This is a genomic window from Serratia sp. 4542, from assembly GCF_016805595.1.
GTDB lineage: Bacteria > Pseudomonadota > Gammaproteobacteria > Enterobacterales > Enterobacteriaceae > Serratia > Serratia nevei.
In genome coordinates this window covers 75103-94385 of the sequence record NZ_RXKV01000010.1, presented here as the reverse complement: position 1 = coordinate 94385, position 19283 = coordinate 75103, and the positions used below count along the sequence as shown (strand labels likewise).

The window sequence follows — 19283 nt, the reverse complement described above, 5'->3', positions numbered from 1 at the left end:
TTTCGCCATCGTTAATCAAGTTGTTGAACGATGGATCTCAATATCGCCTTTTCCTGTCCGGATAAATCATCCTTTTCATTTTTACGGTATATCAACAATAAATAGACTCGGCCGCTGGGCGCCGTCAGATAATAAATCACTCTTACGCCGCCGCGTTTTCCCTTTCCGTCCAGCCCCCAGCGTATCTTTTTGCATCCGCCCGTGTGGCTGATCGTATCCCCTTCATGATGGTTCAACAGCAAATAGCTTTGGAAAGCCTGAAAGTCATCATCCTTCATCAATTCAGCCCGCTTTCGGCTGAAAACGGTCGTTTCGATAAACTCCAGATAGTCCATTATCATCGCCTCCTGCGATCGTTCCCTCCAGCCTACTCGTACAGGGTACGATAATCAAGGGGGTTCACCCCAGCTCATACTGCACGATCAGCTGCCCTTTCTTCATCTTTACGCCGGTGATCGCAATTGCCCCCACCTCCGCCAGCGTGGCGACATGGGTGCCGCCGCAGCCGTAGGCGGGCAGTTCGCCGAAACCGACCTGGCGCATCCCCTCCACCGCCTGTTGGCGGCGGGGTAAATCGGCGGCGATCAAGCGCGCCAGCTCCGCCTGCAAAAAGTCCGCTTCTACCGTCTGCGCATCCGGCCCTGGCGTAAACGTGATGCGCCCTTCCCCCGGCCAATGATGCGCCTTGACCGGCCGCCAGCCTCGGGTTTCTCCCAGCCAGCCGATCAGATGCCCGCCGGAGTGCCAGCGGGCGTGCAGGCGGCGCTGCGCTTCATCGATTTGCATCGTAACCGGCCCGAGCGGCAGCGACGCGGCGGTAAAGTGCAGCACGGTATCTCCTTGCTGCTGCACCCGCAGCACGGCGACGCCGCCTAACGTCCCCACGTCGGACGGCTGGCCGCCGCCCTGCGGGTGGAACAGCGTGGCGTCGAGCACCACGGCGTAAGCGCCCGCCTCGGCCGGCGCGCAGCTCAACACCTGCGCCTGGCCCTGTACATCGTCGCTGTAGTAATAACGTCGTTCGGTCATCATTTTTCTCCTCGGTTCGAAGAGCCATTATATTCATGTCATAATCGAGGGATAATCCGCCGCAATTACAATGGACCTTTGCGTCATGAGCACAAATCTTTCTTACGCCCTGTTGCCCGAAATGGCCGTTTTCGTTCAGGTGGTAGAGAGCGGCAGCTTTTCCGCCGCCGCCCGTAAACTGGGCACCTCGCCTTCCGCCGTCAGCCGCAGCGTGGCGAAGCTCGAGCAGGCGCTGGCACTGCAGCTGCTGCACCGCACCACCCGCAAACTGCGGCTGAGCGAAAGCGGCGAAGAGGCGTTTGCGCACTGCCGCACCCTGCTGGCGGCGGCCGACGCGGTCATGGCGATCGGCGGGCGCGGCGCCGTGGAGCCCGAGGGGCTGGTCAGCGTCAGCGTGCCCAAGGCGGTGGGCCGCTTCGTGCTGCATCCGCACATGCCGGAGTTCCTGCGCCGCTACCCGAAGGTGGACGTGAGGCTGAGGCTGGAAGATCGCTACATGGATTTGATCGACGATCGGGTCGATCTGGCGCTGCGCATCACCGATCGCCCGTCGCCCGGGTTGATCGGCCGCCAGTTGATGAGAATAGACCATCTGCTGTGCGCCACGCCGCACTACCTGGCGCAGCACGGCACGCCGCAGCACCCGCACGATCTGGCGGCGCACAGCTGCATCTATCTGGGCGAAACGCCGAGCGACGCGCAATGGAAGTTCCGCCGCAGCGGCAAAACGGTGACGGTCAACGTGCGCGGCCGCTACGCCGCCAACCACACCGGCGTGCGGCTGGACGCGGTGAAACAGCATATTGGCATCGGCAGCCTGCCGTATTTTACCGCCCGCCAGGCGCTCGACGACGGCGAGATCGTGCAGGTGTTGCCGGAATGGGATTTCCTCAGCAGCTATCACGGCGGCCTGTGGTTACTCTACGCGCCTAACCAGTATCTGCCGCCCAAACTGCGGGTGTTTATCGACTATCTCGTCGCCTGCCTGGCGCAGGAGCCACAGCTAAAGCGCCTTGCGTAGCGTGATGTTGATGCGGTGCGGCCCCACCAGCGAGTGGTAGCCTTCCTTGACCGGCAGGATGCCGTGAAAACAGAGCCGCGCCGGGCCGCCCCATACCACCACGTCGCCGTGCGCCAAGGGGATGCGCCGCGCCCGGTCGCTGCGTTGCAGCCCGCCGAACTGAAACACCGCCGGCAGCCCGAGCGACACCGAGACGATCGGCGCACCGAAGTCGTGCTCGTCTTTATCCTGATGCAGCGACAGCTTGCTGCCCGGATCGTAACGGTTCATCAGGCAAGAATCCGGCACGAAGGGGCCGAAGCCCGCCTGCTGCGCGGCTTCGTCCGCCAGCGCCATCAGGATGGGGGGAATGGCCGGCCAGCGTTTACCGCTGCGCGCGTCGCGTTCCGAATAGCGGTAACCGCGGCTGTCGCTGGTCCAGCCGTTGCCGCACCAGCTCATCGCCACCGACATCACGTGCCCGCCGGGGGTGGTCAAATGCCGCCACGGCACCTGGGCGACGACGCCCTGCACCGCCGCCAGCAGTTCCGGCCCGTGATCGCGCACGAAGCCGTGCATCACCACCGCGCCGGGGGCGATCTCTTCGCGCCACGGCGGCGGCAGCGCGTCTTCAAAAAGATCGATTGTCATCGCCAAAGCCTGTATGAATACACAGTAATCATTGTAACCCGCCGCCGCCGATTGTCCAGCGCCCGGCAACGCCATTGTCGTTGGCGGCAAATTTCTCTACAGTAGCCGCCATAAAATCAATCACTCACCAGGAATGCGTGTGATTAAGGGCATCACTCTTTCGGTCGTCGCCTCCATCTTGTTCGGCGCGATGTATTACTTCACCTCTACCCTCACCCCGCTGAACGGCGAGCAGGTCTACGGCTGGCGCACGCTGCTGACGCTGCCGTTCCTGACGCTGTTTATGGCGCTGTCCGGCGATTGGCGCAAAGTGGGCGACACGCTGGCCTGGCTCGGCCAACGGCCGCAGCGCCTGCTGGGCCTGCTGCTCACCTCGGCGCTGTTGGGGGTGCAGCTGTGGCTGTTCCTGTGGGCGCCGCTGCACGGCAAGGCGCTCGACGTGTCGCTCGGCTATTTTTTGCTGCCGCTGACCATGGTGCTGGCGGGCCGTTTGATCTACCGCGATCGGCTGTCGCTGCTGCAAAAGCTGGCGGTGGCGTGCGCCATGGTGGGGGTGGGCAATGAGCTGTATCAGGCGGGCGGCGTCTCGTGGCCGACGCTGGTGGTGGCGCTGGGCTATCCGCTCTACTTTATTTTGCGGCGGCGTTTCGGCACCGACAATCTCGGCGGGCTGTGGTGCGAGCTGGCGCTGATGCTGCCGGCGGCGGCCTGGTTCGCCTTCGGCGACGGCGGCGCAGCGGCGCTGCAGATCAATGCCGAGCTGTATTGGCGCATTCCGCTGCTCGGCGTCATCAGCGCCGTGGCGCTGGTGTGTTACATCCTTGCCAGCCGCCTGTTGCCGTTCAGCCTGTTCGGCCTGCTGAGCTATGTGGAACCGGTGCTGCTGGTGATCGTCGCGCTGCTGCTCGGCGAAAGCATCGGCCAAAGCGAATGGCCGACCTATCTGGCGATCTGGCTGGCGGTGCTGCTGCTCGCGGCGGAAGGCGCGCAGCACCTGCTGCGCCGCCAGCGGGTCTGACTCAGGCGGCCAGCGTGGCGCCGCCGTCGATCACGATGTCCTGCATGGTGATGTGGCTGGCCAAATCGGAGGCCAGGAACAACACCGCGTTGGCGATCTCATCCGGGCGGGCGATTTTGCCCAGCGGGATCCCCAGCTTGAACATCTCGGGGAAGCCGGCGATGGTGCGTTGCTGCGCGTCGTCGGTCTGCCACATGCCGCGCTGCATCGGCGTGTCGGTCGAGCCCGGCGACACCAGATTGCAGCGCACGCCGAACGGCGCCATCTCCAACCCCACACAGTGGTTCAGGCTGGTCAGCGCCGCCTTGGAGGCGCAGTAGGCCGCCATCTGCGCGCGCGGCACGTGCGCGGCGTTGGAGCCGATGCTGACGATCGCCCCGCTGCGCTGCGCCTTGAAGTGCGGCAGCACGGCGCGGAACAGGTAAAACGCTCCCGAGGCGTTGACGTTGATGCACTGATGCCAGTCATCCACGCTCAGATCTTCGGTATTGCCCATGCGCAGAATGCCGGCGGCGTTGACCAACACGTCCAGTCGCGGGTTCTCCGCCAGCTGTTGGCGGCACACCGCCTCCACCTGCTCCGGCCGGCTGATGTCCAGCGTCACGCAAGGGTAAGGCAGATCCGGGTTGGCGAACTCGCGGTCAAATCCCACCACCTCGGCGCCCTGCGTCAAAAAATGCCGGGCGATCTGCTCGCCGATGCCGCGCGCCGCGCCGGTCACCCACACGCGTTTGCCGGTGAAATCCATTTGAATGCTCATGCGCACACCGCCATCCGGGCACGCTGCCGGGTCATGTTGTTGTTCATCGTTGTCTCCTGCGAAAGCGTATGACGCGGCGCGCACTGCGCCGCAAAGAGGCCTACAGCGCGCCGCTGTTCAGGCCGAAAGCGTTGAGCATGGTGCCCAGTTTGGCGGCGGTTTCCATCCACTCGGACTGCGGTGTCGAAGCGGCGACGATGCCCGCGCCGGCGAACAGCCGCACCCGGTTGCCGCGCAGCAGGCCGCTGCGGATGACGATCGCCCACTCGCCGTCGCCGTTGGCGTCGCACCAGCCGACGATGCCGCTGAACAGGCCGCGATCGTGCGGTTCCAGATCGGCGATCAGTTGGCGGGCGCTCTCGGTCGGGAAGCCGCACAGCGCCGGCGTCGGATGCAGCAGGCAGGCCAGCTGCATCACGTTGAGATTCGGGTTCAGCAGCTCACCTCGAATGCGGGTGGACAGGTGCCACATGGTGCCGGTGCTGAGCAGCGACGGGCCGCTGGGCACGCTCAGGCTGGCGCACAATGGCGCCAGGTGGCGGCGAATGTCGTCGATCACCAGCTTGTGTTCGTATTTGTCTTTGGTCGAGCGCATCAGGCGCTCGCTGCCGAGGCGATCCTGCTGCGGATCGTCCTGACGGCGCGCCGAGCCCGCCAGCGGATTGGTGTGGATCTCGCCGCCCTGCTTGCGGATCAGCAGTTCCGGGCTGGCGCCGATCAGCACGCCGCCATCTGCCAGCGGCAGGGAAAAGTGGTAACCGCTCGGGTTCTGCACCATCAGGTTATTGAGGATCTGGTGGCCCGCCACCGGCTGCTCCAGCTCAATGTCGAGGATGCGCGACAGCACCGCCTTGTCCAGCTTGCCCTGTTTAAAGCGGCTGACCGCTTCCGCCACCGCATGCTTGAAGCGCGGCTCGTCCGGAATGCTGGTGCAGGCGGCCAGGCGATGCGGCTGTTGCAGCATCGGGCGCGCGGCGCGGGTAAAGCTGTCGTTGGCGACAAACTGGCAGTTTTCAGGCACGTACAGGCTGGAAGGCCGGCGCGTATCGAACGGAATGGCGCCCACCACCACCGGCGTCTCCTGGCCGGCGGCTTTGGCGCGCGCCAGTGCCTGGCGGATATGCTGCGCCAGCGCGCTGCCTTCCTGCTCACCGCCGAACGCCGGCGTCTCGATACGCTCGAACACGCCATCGGCGGAGAGGGAACGGAATTCGGACCGGTACAAAAAGGTCGATTGTTCGGCGTACACAAACCCGGGGAAGGTTTGGTTTTCTGTCGTCAGTGTCGCCACTAGACCACTCCTTTGTTGCGCCTTACCAATGATAATGTTTATGCGAATAATTATCATTAGCTATAAAAGGAGGATAAATTACACCGGATCCCCACCGTGGGTCAATCTCCGATGAATGAATCTTTCCGCCCGCTGCGGCAAATCCGCGTTACGGCAAAGTAAGAAATAACACACTGTTATTATTGTGTTTTAGCAGAAAATAAAAGTCGTGACATCGTCACCTTCACGCCAAAAACGCCCGTTAAACCGGCGGCCGGCGGGGCAATTTGGCGTCAACGTCTTAAGCAGCGCTAATACAAACGTCTGCCGCTGCATATCCACGGCGACCATGCGCGCATCGAGAAAATCGAAGTAACAGCGCACCTGCGGATAAAGCGCCTTGAACAGGCTCTCTTTGGCGGAAAACGTCAGCGTCAGCAGTTCATTGAACGGCAGCGCCTCGCGCAGCAACGCCTCGCGCTCCGCCGGGGAAACGATCGCCCCCCACAGCTCCTCCGCCCGCACGTCGGAGAGCAGCGTCTCCACATCCAGCCCCACGCCGCCCAGCCCGCTCTCGCGGTGCACGGCGCACAGCGCGGTATCCGAATTATGGCTCAGCGCCCCGGCGATGCCCGGCGGCCACTGCGGCGCACGATCTTCGCCGCGCGCCAGCGTGAAGTCGGCAAAACCGAGCGGCGCCAACAGTTGCCGCGCCAGAACACGCCCGGCCAGATACTCCGCGCGGCGCTTCGGCACCGCACGCGCCAGATGATCCGGCAGCGCAAAGCCCGCCTCGGGAAAACGCTCGTCGCGATACTCCGCCAGCGCAAAATGGCAGCGCGCCACCTGGCCTGGATAGCCGTCCGGCGTGAAAAATTCGATACTGCGGATAAAAGTGGGCAACGGCGGTATCCATGATAAACAGGCAGGCTGATGATGTTAGCCCCCGAAACGGCCTGCAACAATGACCCTGGGCAAAATAAATGGCGTTAAGGCCTGCGTGGCGGCGCGTTAGCCGGGATGGGGAGAGGCCTCTCCCCCGCGCGCGGGAGAGAGGCTGGGCATTACAAGATGCCTTTCATGGTCTTTTCGAAATCGCTCCAGGCGCAGAAGCCGTCTTTGTCGATCGGGCAGCCTTTCAGCGCCAGCGTTACTCGCTGCGGCGGGGTTTGCAGCGTCAGCGGCGTCGCCTTGCGCAGCTGTTCGGTGGACTGATAGACGTACTCGATCTTCAGCAATTCACGGTCGTTCTGCGCGTCGCGCCAGCGCTGGAACACCAGTTTGCCGCCGATCGGCGTTTTCTCGTATTGCTGCGGCAGCTGATACGGCTGGAACTGCATGGCCGACAGCAGCGAGGCAATATTGGAATCGTGGCCGACCAGCACCGTCAGCTTCGGCGCGTCCGGTTTGCGCTCGCCGAGCAGCGCGTTGTTGATGTAGGTCAGCAGCGGCTTGGCGACGTTCTGCGCCACCACCGGCGAGGTGAACAGCGAGTCCTGATAGCCGTCTTTCAGCTGTGCCAGCTGCTGCCACTGGTGCGGGGTGGCGATTTTGCCCCAGGCCACCTCTTTCATCGGGAAACCTTCGTAATACTGCAGCATAAAGGCGTCCACCAGCGAGTTGCCCACCCGCAGCGGGCCGGAGACGCCCGGCTCTTTGCCCGGCACCGCGCTCATCACGCTGGCTTCTTTGGTCAGATCACAGTGTTTGTCGGTCTTGCAGGCGGCGGAATCCTTGTAGTCGATGATCTTCGCCAGCTGTTGGTAAGAGGCGTCCAGCTTCAGCGAGCCCAGCGCGGCGTTCATCGCCGCCAGCGCCTGCTGGTTAAAGGCCTCGCTGGTGTCGGTGATGATCGGGTTGAAGGTCGGATCCATCTCGCCCATCTTGTCCTGATGGTGCACGCTGACGTCGCAGCCGGGGAACGCGCCGTTGCTGAAGAACTGCGCGGTGGCCACCGTGCGCTGCAGGCTGTTGGCGTAGACGTACACGCTGCCGGCGGTCGGGCAGCCCTCTTGCGGCAACAGGCCGGTCTGCTTCAGCCAGGCGTTGAAGTAGTGCCCCATATACACTTCCAGCACCCCGCCCTTGGTGGTCAGCTGGCCGCCCGGCGTTTCCCAGGCCGGCCAGGCCTTCGGCGTAGACTGCGCCAGCACGCTGCCGTTGTTGGCCAGCGGCGCGCGCAGGTTATGGCGGCTCATGACCAGCACCTGTTCCAGCTGATAACCGCCGGCTTCCGCCAGCGCGCTCCCGGTGAATAACAAAGGCAGGCACAGCAATAGCGTTTTTTTTCTCATCCGCAGAGGCTCCCGGAAAATGATTATTTTTAAGGTGTTAGCGTTTGCCCGAGTATGATGGCGGGGTTAGTGTGACAAGTGTGTGACAGGGTTCACGGGAAAGGATCGTAACCGCGGCCACCGGGCGGTGGCCGCGTGGCTTCAACTCAGTACCACAGGCTCATGATCGGCCAGCCGATCAGCAGCAGCGCGGCGATATACACCACGCCGAGAATACCGCCCAGGCGCCAGTAGTCTTTCGACTTCACGTAGCCGCAGCCGTAGATGATCACCCCCGGGCCGGTGGCGTACGGCGTCAGCACGCCCATGATACCGATCGACAGCACCAGCAGCATCGACAGCTGCTCCATCGGCACGCCCGGCAACCCTTTGCCGACCGCCAGGATCACCGGCAGCATGGTGGCGGTGTGCGCCGACAGGCTGGCGAACAGGTAGTGGGCGAAGTAGAACACCAGCACCAGCGCCACCACCGTCATGTTCGGCGAGAAGCCGTCCAAGTGGGTGCTCATGGTCTGGGCGAACCAGTCGATAAAGCCGGAACGCGTCAGGCCGTTGGCCATCACCACCAGCGTCGCCAGGTTAACCAGCGTGTTCCAGGCGCTGGAATATTTGGTGATCTCTTTCCACGACACCACGTGCAGCGCCAGCATCAGCGACACCGCCAGCAGACACACCGCGGTGGCGTCCAGCATTTTGCCGCCGAACACCCACAGGCACAGGCTAAGCAGCACCAGGCCGATCAGGGTGTATTCCTTGCGCGTCAGCTTGCCCATTTCCCCCAGCGCGGTATCCGCCCAGGCGGCCACTTCGCTGCTGTGGGTCACGCCCGGTTTGTACAGGTAGTAGGAGATCAGCGGCGCGATGATCAACAGCAGCAGGCCGACCGGCAGGAACGCCAGGAACCACTGCATCCAGCTGATGTGCACCCCGGCGATCTTGCCGACGAACTCGATGCCCAGCACGTTCGGCGCGGCGCCGGTGACGAACATCGAGGAGCTGATGCTGGTACCGACCACCATCATCCACATCAGGTAACCGCCGATGCGGCGTGAAGAGGGATCGTTGGGGAAGGAATCGAACAGCGGCGGCAGGTTTTTCACCACCGGGAATACCGTGCCGCCGGTGCGCGCGGTGTTGGACGGCGTGAACGGCGCCAGCAGGATATCGATGATCACCACCGCATAGCCCAGCGTCAGCGTGCGCTTGCCCATGAACTTCACCAGGAACAGCGCGATGCGCCGCCCCAGCCCGGTGGCCTCGTAGCCCAGCGCGAAGATAAAGGCGCCGAACACCAGCCAGACGGTGGTGCTGGAGAAGCCCGCCAGCCCCCATTTCAGCGCCTCTTTACCGGCCTTGAAGCCCGGCTCCGCCAGCTCCTGCGCGCCGAACAGCACCCAGTTGGCGCTCAGCACGCTGACGGTCACTGCGATAAAGCTGATGGCGGTGGCCGGGATCGGCTCCAGAATCATGCCGACGATCATCGCCACGAAGATGGCGAAGTAGTGCCAGGCCTGCGGCGGCATGCCGTCGGGCACCGGTATCAATAACAGGATCGCGAGCACCGCCAGCGGCGCTATCGCTTTCCAGATCTTTTCCTGGGTTTGGGACATAGGGACTCTCCTGAAGGCTTGGTTATTATTCTTGGGCACCCAGCTGCGCCAGCAGCCAGGTCACTATCAACAGGTCGGCGCTGCCGCCGGGGCTGAGGTTGCGAGCGATGCAGTCGGCATCGAAGCGCCGCAGGCGCGCCAGACCCGCCTCCCCCGCCGAACCGCCCTGCGCCAGCAGCAAGGCCGCCCGGCGCCGCAGCCAGCGCAGCCCGTGCAGGCCGCCGCGCGAGGCGACGTTGGTGTCGTTGTTGTGGGCCATCAGCCACAGCAGGCTGTCCAGCAGCGCCCGCTGTTCGTCGCCATCGGCGGTCAGCCGTTGCCGATACAGCGGCAGCGCGCCGTCAATGACCAGCCGGAAACCGGCCTCCGCCTCGCCGCGTGCGCCGCTCAACCCGTGCGCGGCGAACAGCCGCTGGCCGGCGGTCTGCCCTGCGTTGTTGCGCCGCAGTTCGCGATCCACCAGCCCCCGGCACATCGCCGCCACCTCGGCGCACAGTGCTTCGGCGCCGATGGCGCGGCCCTGCTGCTGCAGGCGGCCGAAGGCGGTGCACAGCAACCCGAGCGAGAACACGCTGCCCTTGTGGGTGTTAATGCCGCCGGTGGCGCGGAACATCTGGTTTTCGCAGGCCAGGCCGAGCGGCCGCAGCCGCGCCAGCTGCTGCTCTGCCGGCAAAGCGGCGTCCTCGCGCCCGCGTTGGATAAAGCGCGGCAGCCACACGCCGATGGCGCGGGCGCTGCGATAGAAGTGCCCGAGATCCATGTCGCGGTGGGCGCCAGTGTTATGGCGATCCACCAGCCCCGGCTTGGGCGTGAGGTTGACTTCCACCAGCAGCGCGCGGAAAGCGGCGCGGGCGAAATCGCAGGCCGGTTCGGCACGGTGGGCGGGCAGGTTAATCGGCAGAGATCGCATCGTTGAACATCCTTTCCATTTCATGCAGCAGCTGCTCGCTGCTGTGCCGCCGCTGGCGGGCGCAGATCTTGGCCGGTTGGCCGCACAGCAGGCAGCGCCGTTCCGGCAGGCCGATGTCGCGGCGCGACAAAATGCGCCCCTGCGTATCCAGCACGTCGATATCCCACAGCCGGCCGATCGGGCGGCTCACCTCCAGCTGCATGGCGCAGTCCTTCACCCGCTGGGCATCGGCGCGCAGCGCGACAAACCCTTCGCAGCCGGTGGAGAGCGCCAGCGCCTCGGCCTGCGGGCTGGGCCAACCCTGTTCGGCGCACAGTCGCAGCAGCGCCGCCCACCCCAGGTTGAAGATGCCGCGCGTCAGCGCGCTGTCCTTCACCGGGCCGGGCACCACCAGCGTCAGCACCAGCAGCGTGCACTCGTGCTGCGCCAGCCACGCCTGCTGGCGCGCCTGACGGCATTCGCGGCTGGTGAGTAGCTCCGGCAGGCTGACCGCGCGTTCAGCAGCCAGTTGGGGATCGACGGCGGCCATCGCTTACTCCGCCACCTGATGCACCACGTCGATCACCGAGCCGTCGCGGTAGCGCACCACCGCCACCACCTTGTCGGTAAAGGCGATCGGCTGCGGTTCGCCGGTCAGCTGCAGCGCACGGGCGCGCAGCCAGTCGATGCTCACCACCTCGAGGCCGGCCTCCCGCAGACGCTGCGCCAGCTCCGGCCGCGCCGGGTTGACGGCGATGCCGTGGTCGGTCACCAGAATGTCGATGCTGGAGCCCGGCGTGACGCAGGTAGTCACCTGCTCCACCAGCGTCGGGATGCGCCCGCGCACCAACGGCGCAACGATGATCGCCAGCCGCGCGGCGGCGGCGGTGTCGCAGTGGCCACCGGACGCGCCGCGCAGCACGCCGTCGGAGCCGGTCAGCACGTTAACGTTGAAGCCGGTGTCGATTTCCAGCGCGCTCAGCACCACCACGTCGAGCCGATCAACAGAGGCGCCCTTGGAGCTGAAGTTGGCGTACTGGTTGGCGCTGATTTCGATATGGCGCGGGTTGCGCGCCAGCGAAGTCGCCGCCGCCCGATCGAAGCTCTGCACGTCCAGCAGCTTGCCGATCAGCCCTTTCTCGTGCAGATCCACCATGGTCGAGGTGATGCCGCCGAGGGCGAACGCGGCGCGAATGCCGCGGGCGCGCATCTTGTCCTCCAGGAACCGGGTCACCGCCAGCGAAGCGCCGCCGGTGCCGGTTTGCAGCGAGAAGCCTTCGGTGAAGTAGCCGGAACCGGCGATCACCTCGGCGGCGCGGCGGGCGATCAGCAGCTCGCGCGGGTTCGAAGTCATGCGCGTGGCGTCGGCGCCGATCTTGTCGGCGTCGCCCACCCGCTCCAGCTGCACGATCAGATCCACCCGATCCTGCGCCAGGCTGGCGGGATGACGCGGATACGGCACCAGCTGCTCGGTCAGCAGCACCACGGTGCCCGCCGCCTCGGCGTCCACCCGCGCATAGCCGAGCGAGCCGCAGCAGGCTTCACCGCTGTAACCGTTGGCGTTGCCGAACTCATCGCAGGCCGGCACGCCGAGGAAGGCCACGTCTATCTTCAGCTCGCCGGATTCGATCAGGTTGACCCGGCCGCCGTGCGAGTGAATTTGTACCGGCTCCGCCAGCAGGCCGCGCGAAACCGCGTCCGCCAGCGGGCCGCGCAGCCCGGAGGTGTAAATGCGGCTCACCACACCGTGGCGGATATGCTCAACCAACGGCGCATGGCAGTCGGTCAGCGAGCTGGACGCCAGCGTCAGGTTGCGGAACCCCATCGCCGCCAGCGTCTCCATCACCTGGTTGAGGGTCAAATCGCCGCCGCGAAACGCATGGTGGAAGGAAATGGTCATGCCGTCCTGCAGCCCGCTGCGGCGCACCGCTTCCTGCAAGGAGTCGCACAGCTTGAGATCGCGCGGTTTGCGCGCCTGCAGATTGGCTTTGGACACGTCCTGATAGCCCGGCAGATCCGCCGGGTTGGCGAAGGTCATCAATCGTTGTTGGCGGTTCATCATGCTTCCTCCCCGTGCTGCGCCGGTTCTTCCCGTAAGCCGGACAGCGCGGCGCGCTCCAGCACCAGCCGGGCGCGTTCAATCACCGGGCTGTCGACCATTTTTCCATTGAGCGACACCACGCCGCGCCCTTCCCGCTCCGCCGCTTCGGCGGCGTCCACCACCCGCTGCGCGTGCGCCACCTCTTTGGCGGTCGGCGCGTACAGGTTGTGCAGCAGCTCAATCTGGCGCGGGTTGATCAGCGATTTGCCGTCGAAGCCGAGCTGTTTGATCAGCGCCGCTTCCTGCAGGAAGCCGGCTTCGTTATTGGCGTCGGAATAGACGGTGTCGAACGCCTGAATGCCGGCGGCGCGCGCCGCCTGCAGCAGCGAACAACGAGCGAACAGCAGCTCGATGCCCTCCGGCGAGCGTTCGGTGCGCAGGTTGCGCACGTAGTCTTCCGCCCCCAGCGCGATGCCGATAAGCCGCGGCGAAGCATGCGCGATCGCCACCGCATTGGTGATGCCCTGCGCCGATTCGATCGCCGCCAACAGCCCGGTGCTGCCGACCGGCCGGCCGCAGGCCGCTTCGATGGCGGCAATCTCGCGTTCCATGTCGACAACGTCCTGCGCGCTGTCGGTCTTCGGCAGGCGCACGATGTCCGCGCCGCCGCGCACCACCGCCTGCAGGTCCGCCAGGCCGTAGGCGGAGTCGAGCGCATTGACGCGCACGATGGTTTCCACCTCCTGGTACAGCGGGTGCTGCAGCGCGTGGTACACCAGCCGGCGCGCCGCGTCTTTTTCACGCAGGATCACCGAGTCTTCCAGATCGAACATCAGCGCATCGGCCTGGTAGATAAAGGCGTTGCTGACCATCGCCGCGTTGGCGCCGGGGACGAACAACATGCTGCGGCGCAGCCGGGTTTTATTCAGCGTTTTCATCTTTCGCCTCCCACGGCAGCTGGCCGCCCTCGCAGGCCCGCATCAGCGCGGTTTCCAGCCGGGCGCGCAGCACGCAGTCCAGCGCCCCCTTGTCGTCGACGATCACCTGCACCGGCTCCACCTCATAGCGCTGCAGCACCTCCAGCAGGGTGTGGCGGATCGCCGCGCCGAACTGTTTTTCCACGCTGCTGGCGATCAACAGATCGTGCTGCGGCCCCTCGGCGGGCGCGATGCGCACCATGACATCGCTGGATTCCAGCGTGCCGGCCATTGCTTCTCGGATAATTTTCATCATTCACCTGATTGTGCGGACTCAAAAGGATGCGGGGCCGCCTTGGCCCGGCGCTGCGTTTGCAGATCCTGCAGGTAGTACAGGGTATCCGGCGGCACCAGCGGCGCGGCGGCGTGGAAGTCCCCCGCCGCCAGCAGCTTGCGCACCCAGGAGGCGGAGATCGCCGTGCCCTGATATTGCAAACGCTCGATTTCCACCAGCGCGATCGGCGGGCTGGGCAACGCCGGCGTTTCCAGCCAGTAGCGCATGTCGCGGTTATATTTCGCGGTCACCGCGCAAAACGGCTCGTTGCCGACGAAGCGGTGGGTAATGCCCAGCGCGGGCGCCAGATACTGGCGGAAGATCTTCAGATCGATTTCGGTGTAACAGTCATCGGCCACGCCCTGATCCTTGATGAAGTAACAGGGGAAGGTGGCGCGCGAGATCACGTACTGCGAGCCTTCGTGTACCGTGAGGTTGGGGATATCGGCGGTGCCGGCCAGCACCAGCCGGCGGCGGTCTTCATAGCTGAAGCGCGAGGTGTTTTCCTTCACTAAAAACAGGTGCAGCCAGTCGCAGCGTTTGGCCGCCTGACGCACCAGATACTGATGCCCGCGGGTGAAGGGATTGGCGTTCATCACGATGCTGCCGATGGTGTCGCCCGGCCGGCGCTGGCTCGCCAGCTGGGCGGCGTAGCGCTTCAGGCGGCACGGGCTGTTTTCCATCAGCACCACGATGCCCGGCACGGTGGCGATCGGGTAGAAACCGCATTGGCGGAACAGCGGCTCGTTCTGCACCTTGGTGTAGATAAACAGCTGAGTGTGGTGGCGCTCGTAGGCCAGGTTCACCAGCTCGGTCGCCAGCGCCAGCGCCAACCCTTCGCCGCGCATCAGCGGGCTGATGGCGACGCATTTGATAATATTGTCGGCGATGCCGCCGCAGGCGACCAATTTGTCGTGCTGGGTAACGGTAATAAATATTTCAACCGTGGTGTCGATATTCAGATCGTTACTGCGCAAGAAGGCGCTTATTTCCGAAATCGCTTTATGATCCGATCGCTTTACCCGATTAAATACGGCATCGCCTAACATAACACGCTCTCTGGGTTAACTGGCAAACAACAAATTAAATACAAAAAGGCATTTTAATTAACATCAACAAAGGTAATTAAAACCTTAAAAACCATGAAGATAAACGCCGTCTCGCGTTCGATAAATCAATGGTAAACAGAAAAAAAACGCCGATTATTGACCTATTTCACAAACCGATTCCGGTTAATAAGTTATTTAATGTTCTTTATTTGCTTAATTAATCTTATGGTGTTTATTATTGAGATAATCTTTATTTAGCGCCGCAATTTACTTACATTCATTTAGCATCTTGATTGCAATAGTAGGTTTCATTATGGAATGGCTGAACATCCTGATCGTTGAAGACGAAACGCCGCTGGCGGAAATGCACGCGGAGTTTATCCGCCAGAACGGCGGCTGCCGCCAGATTTGGCTGGCCGGCACCCTGGCGCAGGCGCGCGCCATGACCGAGCGCTTCAAGCCGGACCTGATCCTGCTGGACAACTTTCTGCCCGACGGCCAGGGCATCACCCTGCTGCGCGAACTGACGCTGAGCGGATATCGCGGCGGCATCGTGTTCATCACCGCCGCCAGCGACATGGCCACCGTGGCCGAGGCGTTGCGTTACGGCGTGTTCGACTACCTGATCAAACCGCTGGCCTATGACCGGCTGAGCCAGACATTGCAGCGCTTCAGCCAGCGCCGCGAAGCGTTGAAGGACAAAGCGCGCCTCAACCAGCGCCGCATCGACGAGATGTTCAACACCTACGCCCGCGGCGAACAGCAGGCGGCGCTGCCCGCCGGCATCGACGAGCTGACGCTGGGCAAGGTCCGCGCGCTGTTTGCCGAACCCGCCGCGCGCCACACCGCTGAAAGCGTTGCGCAAAAAATGGGGCTCAGCCGCACCACCGCGCGCCGTTATCTGGAGTTTTGCACCGCCGCGCAGCAGCTGCGCGCCGAGATCATTTACGGCAAGGTCGGCCGCCCACAGCGGATCTACCGCGCCGGCGAACCGCATTAACGGTTATTTGATCGCCCTTGCAAGGTTGCGTGTAACCGCTTTACTTTTTATGCGCCGGTCAGCATCTTGGTGAACATCACCTAGCCGACTGGACGATCGCCGATGCCCGCTGCGCCCCTTGCTTCCCTGACCGAGATCCTCGCCCGCCGTGACTGGCAAAACCCGGCCTGCACCCACTACCGCCGGCTGGACGCCCACCCGCCGTTCGCCAGCTGGCGCACGGTGGAAGACGCGCGCGACGATGCCCCCAGCGCCAGCCGCCGATCGCTGAACGGTGAGTGGCGCTTCAGCTATTTCCCGCGCCCAGAGGCGGCGCCGGAAGGCTGGCTGCAGCAGGATTTACCGGACGCCGCCCCGCTGGCGGTGCCGGGCAACTGGCAGCTCGCCGGCTACGATGCGCCGATCTATACCAACGTGCGCTACCCGTTCCCGGTCGATCCGCCGCGCGTGCCGGAAGACAACCCAACCGGCTGCTACTCGCGCACCTTCAGCGTCGATCCGGCCTGGCTGGCCGCCGGCCAGACGCGCGTCATCTTCGACGGCGTCAACTCGGCGTTCTATTTGTGGTGCAACGGCCACTGGGTCGGCTATTCGCAGGACAGCCGCCTGCCGGCGGAGTTCGATCTCAGCCCGTGGCTGCAGCCGGGAGAAAACCGGCTGGCGGTGATGGTGCTGCGCTGGTGCGACGGCAGCTATCTCGAAGATCAGGACATGTGGCGTATGAGCGGCATCTTCCGCGACGTCAGCCTGCTGCACAAACCCGCCGCGCACCTGAGCGATGTGCGCATCACCACGCCGCTGCATGACCGCTTTACCCGCGGCGAACTGGTGGTGACGGCGCGCGCCAGCCGGCCCGGCCCGCTGCAAGTGCAGGTTCAGCTGTGGCGCGATGGCGCACGGGTGGCCGAACGCACCCAGCCGCTCGGCAGCGAGATCGTGGACGAGCGCGGCGCCTATAACGATCGCGTCACGCTGCGCCTGCCGGTAGAACGCCCGGCGCTGTGGAGCGCCGAAACGCCCGCGCTGTATCGCGCCACCGTCACCCTGCTCTCACCCGAGGGGGAGGTCATCGAGGTGGAGGCCTATGACGTCGGCTTCCGCCAGGTAGAAATCAGCGGCGGGTTGCTGAAGCTCAACGGGCAGCCGCTGCTGATCCGCGGCGTTAACCGCCACGAGCATCACCCGCGCCACGGCCAGGTGATGGACGAGGCGACGATGCGCCACGACATCCTGCTGATGAAGCAGCACAACTTCAACGCGGTGCGCTGCTCGCACTATCCCAACCACCCGCTGTGGTATCGGCTGTGCGACCGCTATGGGCTGTACGTGGTGGACGAAGCCAATATCGAGACCCACGGCATGCAGCCGATGAACCGCCTGGCTGACGATCCGCTGTGGCTGCCGGCGATGAGCGAGCGCGTCACCCGCATGGTGCAGCGCGATCGCAACCACTCCTGCATCATTATCTGGTCGCTGGGCAACGAGTCCGGCCACGGCGTGAACCACGACGCGCTGTACCGCTGGGTGAAAAGCCAGGATCCGACCCGCCCGGTGCAATATGAAGGCGGCGGCGCCGACACCGCCGCTACCGACATCATCTGCCCGATGTATGCCAGAGTGGATCAGGATCAGCCGTTCCCGGCGGTGCCCAAATGGGCGATCGGCAAGTGGATCGGCCTGCCGGAGGAACAGCGGCCGCTGATCCTGTGCGAATACGCCCATGCGATGGGCAACAGCTTCGGCGGCTTTGAGCGTTACTGGCGCGCGTTCCACCACTATCCGCGCCTGCAGGGCGGCTTTGTCTGGGACTGGGTCGATCAGGCGCTGATCAGTCGCGACGCCCAGGGCGAAGAGTACTGGGCCTACGGCGGCGACTTCGGCGATACCCCCAACGATCGCCAGTTCTGCCTGAACGGGCTGGTGTTCGCGGATCGCACCCCGCACCCGGCGCTGTTCGAAGCGCAGCGGGCGCAGCAGCTGTTCCGCTTCACCTTAGACGCCGCCGCGCTGACGCTGACCGTCACCAGCGATTACCTGTTCCGCCACACCGACAACGAGCAGCTCAACTGGCGGCTGGAGCTGGACGGCGTGGAGCGCGCCAGCGGCAGCTTCGATCTGGCGCTGCCGCCGCAGGGCAGCGCTCGCTTCACCCTGCTCGATCGCCTGCCGATGCTGCATCAGCCCGGCGAGCTGTGGCTGAACGTGGAGGTGGTGCAGCCGCAGGCCACCGACTGGTCCGAAGCGCACCACCGCTGCGCCTGGGATCAGTGGCGGGTGCCGCGCGCGCTGCATCCCGCGCCGCCGCCGCCGCAGGGCGTGCCGCCCACGCTGATTGAAGACGATCAGGGGCTGACCCTCACCCACAGCGACCAGCGCTGGCGCTTCGAGCGCAGCAGCGGCCACCTGACGCAGTGGTGGCAGAATGAGCAGCCGCAGCTGCTGACGCCGCTGCGCGACGGCTTTGCGCGCGCGCCGATCGATAACGACATCGGCGTCAGCGAGGCGGACCATATCGATCCCAACGCCTGGGTCGAACGCTGGAAGCTGGCGGGCCTGTACCGGCTGGAGGAACGCTGCACGCGGCTGCAGGCCGATGCGCTGCAAAACGGCGTGCGGGTGGTGAGCGAACACCAGTTCGGCGTGGACGGACAGATTTTGCTGCTTAGCCGCAAACAGTGGCTGTTCGATGCGCTGGGCGCGGTGAACGTGAGCGTGGAGGTCGAGGTGGCCGATACTCTGCCGCCACCGGCGCGCATCGGCCTGCACTGCCAACTGGCGACGGTGCAACCGCAGGCGGAATGGCTGGGCCTGGGCCCGCACGAGAACTACCCGGATCGCCGCCTGGCCGCGCAGCACGGGCGCTGGCGCCTGCCACTGGAGGATCTGCACACGCCGTATATTTTCCCCGGCGAGAACGGCCTGCGCTGCGACACCCGCAGCCTGCGCTACGGCGGCTGGCGCATCGACGGCCGCTTCCACTTCTCGCTCAGCCGCTACGGCCTGCAACAGCTGATGGCCTGCAGCCACCAGCACCTGCTGCAGCCGGAAGCGGGCACCTGGCTGCATCTGGACGGCTTCCACATGGGGGTGGGCGGCGACGATTCCTGGAGCCCGAGCGTGCACCGGGATTACCTGCTCACCGCCGGCGTTTACCGCTATCAGCTGCGCCTGCTTCGGGCGCCCGAGAGCTAAATCTGCCAAAAAACTCAACGGGTTGCGCATTCTGTAAGCAAACAGTCACAGAATGTGTAATCCGCCTTTGACATGCCGACGGCGCCTCGCTATTATTCGCCCCGTTCAAACGATTCCTCTGTAGTTCAGTCGGTAGAACGGCGGACTGTTAATCCGTATGTCACTGGTTCGAGTCCAGTCAGAGGAGCCATATTTAGAGAAGCCCGCTCAGGGAAACCTGAGCGGGCTT

Annotated in this window: 18 protein-coding genes and 1 tRNA gene; 5 read left to right on the top strand and 14 right to left on the bottom strand. The window is 64.4% G+C overall.

All coding sequences use genetic code 11. The features are described 5' to 3' along the window. Positions 1-11 precede the first annotated feature (11 nt). Complete coding sequence (locus EKL15_RS12675; RefSeq protein WP_060420873.1) at positions 12-335, bottom strand: type II toxin-antitoxin system RelE/ParE family toxin; 324 nt, start codon at positions 333-335, stop codon at positions 12-14. Positions 336-399: 64 nt separating this feature from the next. Beyond that, positions 400-1029 (bottom strand): hypothetical protein, encoded by a 630-nt coding sequence (locus EKL15_RS12670; protein WP_100396970.1) that lies wholly within the window; start codon positions 1027-1029, stop codon positions 400-402. 85 nt (positions 1030-1114) lie between these two features. On the opposite strand from EKL15_RS12670, the gene EKL15_RS12665 reads away from it, so the two are divergent. After that, positions 1115-2050 (top strand): LysR family transcriptional regulator, encoded by a 936-nt coding sequence (locus tag EKL15_RS12665; RefSeq protein ID WP_033647920.1) that lies wholly within the window; start codon positions 1115-1117, stop codon positions 2048-2050. Here the strand turns inward: EKL15_RS12665 and alkB are convergent. Beyond that, on the bottom strand, positions 2033-2680 hold the full coding sequence (gene alkB / locus EKL15_RS12660; RefSeq protein WP_019452474.1) for a DNA oxidative demethylase AlkB: 648 nt from the start codon (positions 2678-2680) through the stop codon (positions 2033-2035). The genes EKL15_RS12665 and alkB overlap by 18 nt on opposite strands. 139 nt (positions 2681-2819) lie before the next feature. On the opposite strand from alkB, the gene rarD reads away from it, so the two are divergent. Then, positions 2820-3698, top strand: coding sequence for an EamA family transporter RarD (rarD, locus tag EKL15_RS12655; RefSeq protein WP_087763156.1), 879 nt, complete (start codon positions 2820-2822; stop codon positions 3696-3698). 1 nt (position 3699) lies between these two features. Here the strand turns inward: rarD and dhbA are convergent, their stop codons facing one another. The 11 genes from dhbA to citC form a co-directional block, all read right to left on the bottom strand. Then, positions 3700-4458, bottom strand: coding sequence for a 2,3-dihydro-2,3-dihydroxybenzoate dehydrogenase (dhbA, locus tag EKL15_RS12650; protein ID WP_039565253.1), 759 nt, complete (start codon positions 4456-4458; stop codon positions 3700-3702). 100 nt (positions 4459-4558) lie between these two features. Next, a complete protein-coding gene (locus EKL15_RS12645; protein WP_100396971.1) occupies positions 4559-5749 on the bottom strand; it encodes an isochorismate synthase MenF in 1191 nt (396 codons plus the stop codon). Between the two features lie 189 nt (positions 5750-5938). After that, positions 5939-6631 carry a 4'-phosphopantetheinyl transferase gene (locus EKL15_RS12640; protein ID WP_080432909.1) on the bottom strand — a complete coding sequence of 231 codons (693 nt, stop codon included), beginning with the start codon at positions 6629-6631 and terminating at the stop codon, positions 5939-5941. Between the two features lie 161 nt (positions 6632-6792). Then, positions 6793-8022, bottom strand: coding sequence for a bifunctional glucose-1-phosphatase/inositol phosphatase (agp, locus tag EKL15_RS12635; RefSeq protein WP_100396972.1), 1230 nt, complete (start codon positions 8020-8022; stop codon positions 6793-6795). A 146-nt stretch (positions 8023-8168) separates the two neighbouring features. After that, on the bottom strand, positions 8169-9632 hold the full coding sequence (locus tag EKL15_RS12630; RefSeq protein ID WP_004940821.1) for an anion permease: 1464 nt from the start codon (positions 9630-9632) through the stop codon (positions 8169-8171). Between the two features lie 25 nt (positions 9633-9657). Then, positions 9658-10542: a triphosphoribosyl-dephospho-CoA synthase CitG gene (citG, locus tag EKL15_RS12625; RefSeq protein ID WP_100396973.1), complete on the bottom strand. Its 885-nt coding sequence runs from the start codon at positions 10540-10542 to the stop codon at positions 9658-9660. Continuing rightward, positions 10523-11071 (bottom strand): citrate lyase holo-[acyl-carrier protein] synthase, encoded by a 549-nt coding sequence (citX, locus tag EKL15_RS12620; RefSeq protein ID WP_033654921.1) that lies wholly within the window; start codon positions 11069-11071, stop codon positions 10523-10525. Before citX ends, citG begins: the two co-directional genes overlap by 20 nt. Before the next feature lie 3 nt (positions 11072-11074). After that, positions 11075-12580, bottom strand: a complete 1506-nt coding sequence (citF, locus tag EKL15_RS12615; protein ID WP_203090065.1) for a citrate lyase subunit alpha — start codon at positions 12578-12580, stop codon at positions 11075-11077. Beyond that, positions 12580-13500 carry a citrate (pro-3S)-lyase subunit beta gene (gene citE / locus EKL15_RS12610; protein WP_016927085.1) on the bottom strand — a complete coding sequence of 307 codons (921 nt, stop codon included), beginning with the start codon at positions 13498-13500 and terminating at the stop codon, positions 12580-12582. The genes citF and citE overlap by 1 nt, the downstream gene beginning before the upstream one ends. Next, positions 13484-13792, bottom strand: a complete 309-nt coding sequence (citD, locus tag EKL15_RS12605; RefSeq protein WP_019452464.1) for a citrate lyase acyl carrier protein — start codon at positions 13790-13792, stop codon at positions 13484-13486. The genes citE and citD overlap by 17 nt, the downstream gene beginning before the upstream one ends. Next, positions 13792-14862, bottom strand: a complete 1071-nt coding sequence (citC, locus tag EKL15_RS12600) for a [citrate (pro-3S)-lyase] ligase (RefSeq protein ID WP_004940809.1) — start codon at positions 14860-14862, stop codon at positions 13792-13794. The genes citD and citC overlap by 1 nt, the downstream gene beginning before the upstream one ends. A 313-nt stretch (positions 14863-15175) precedes the next feature. On the opposite strand from citC, the gene dpiA reads away from it, so the two are divergent. The 3 genes from dpiA (at position 15176) to EKL15_RS12585 (ending at position 19244) form a co-directional block, all read left to right on the top strand. After that, a complete protein-coding gene (dpiA, locus tag EKL15_RS12595) occupies positions 15176-15862 on the top strand; it encodes a two-component response regulator DpiA (protein WP_021505854.1) in 687 nt (228 codons plus the stop codon). 102 nt (positions 15863-15964) lie between these two features. Next, positions 15965-19054: a beta-galactosidase gene (locus EKL15_RS12590; RefSeq protein WP_203089557.1), complete on the top strand. Its 3090-nt coding sequence runs from the start codon at positions 15965-15967 to the stop codon at positions 19052-19054. Between the two features lie 114 nt (positions 19055-19168). Further along, positions 19169-19244, top strand: a tRNA-Asn gene (locus EKL15_RS12585). Positions 19245-19283: the final 39 nt, after the last annotated feature.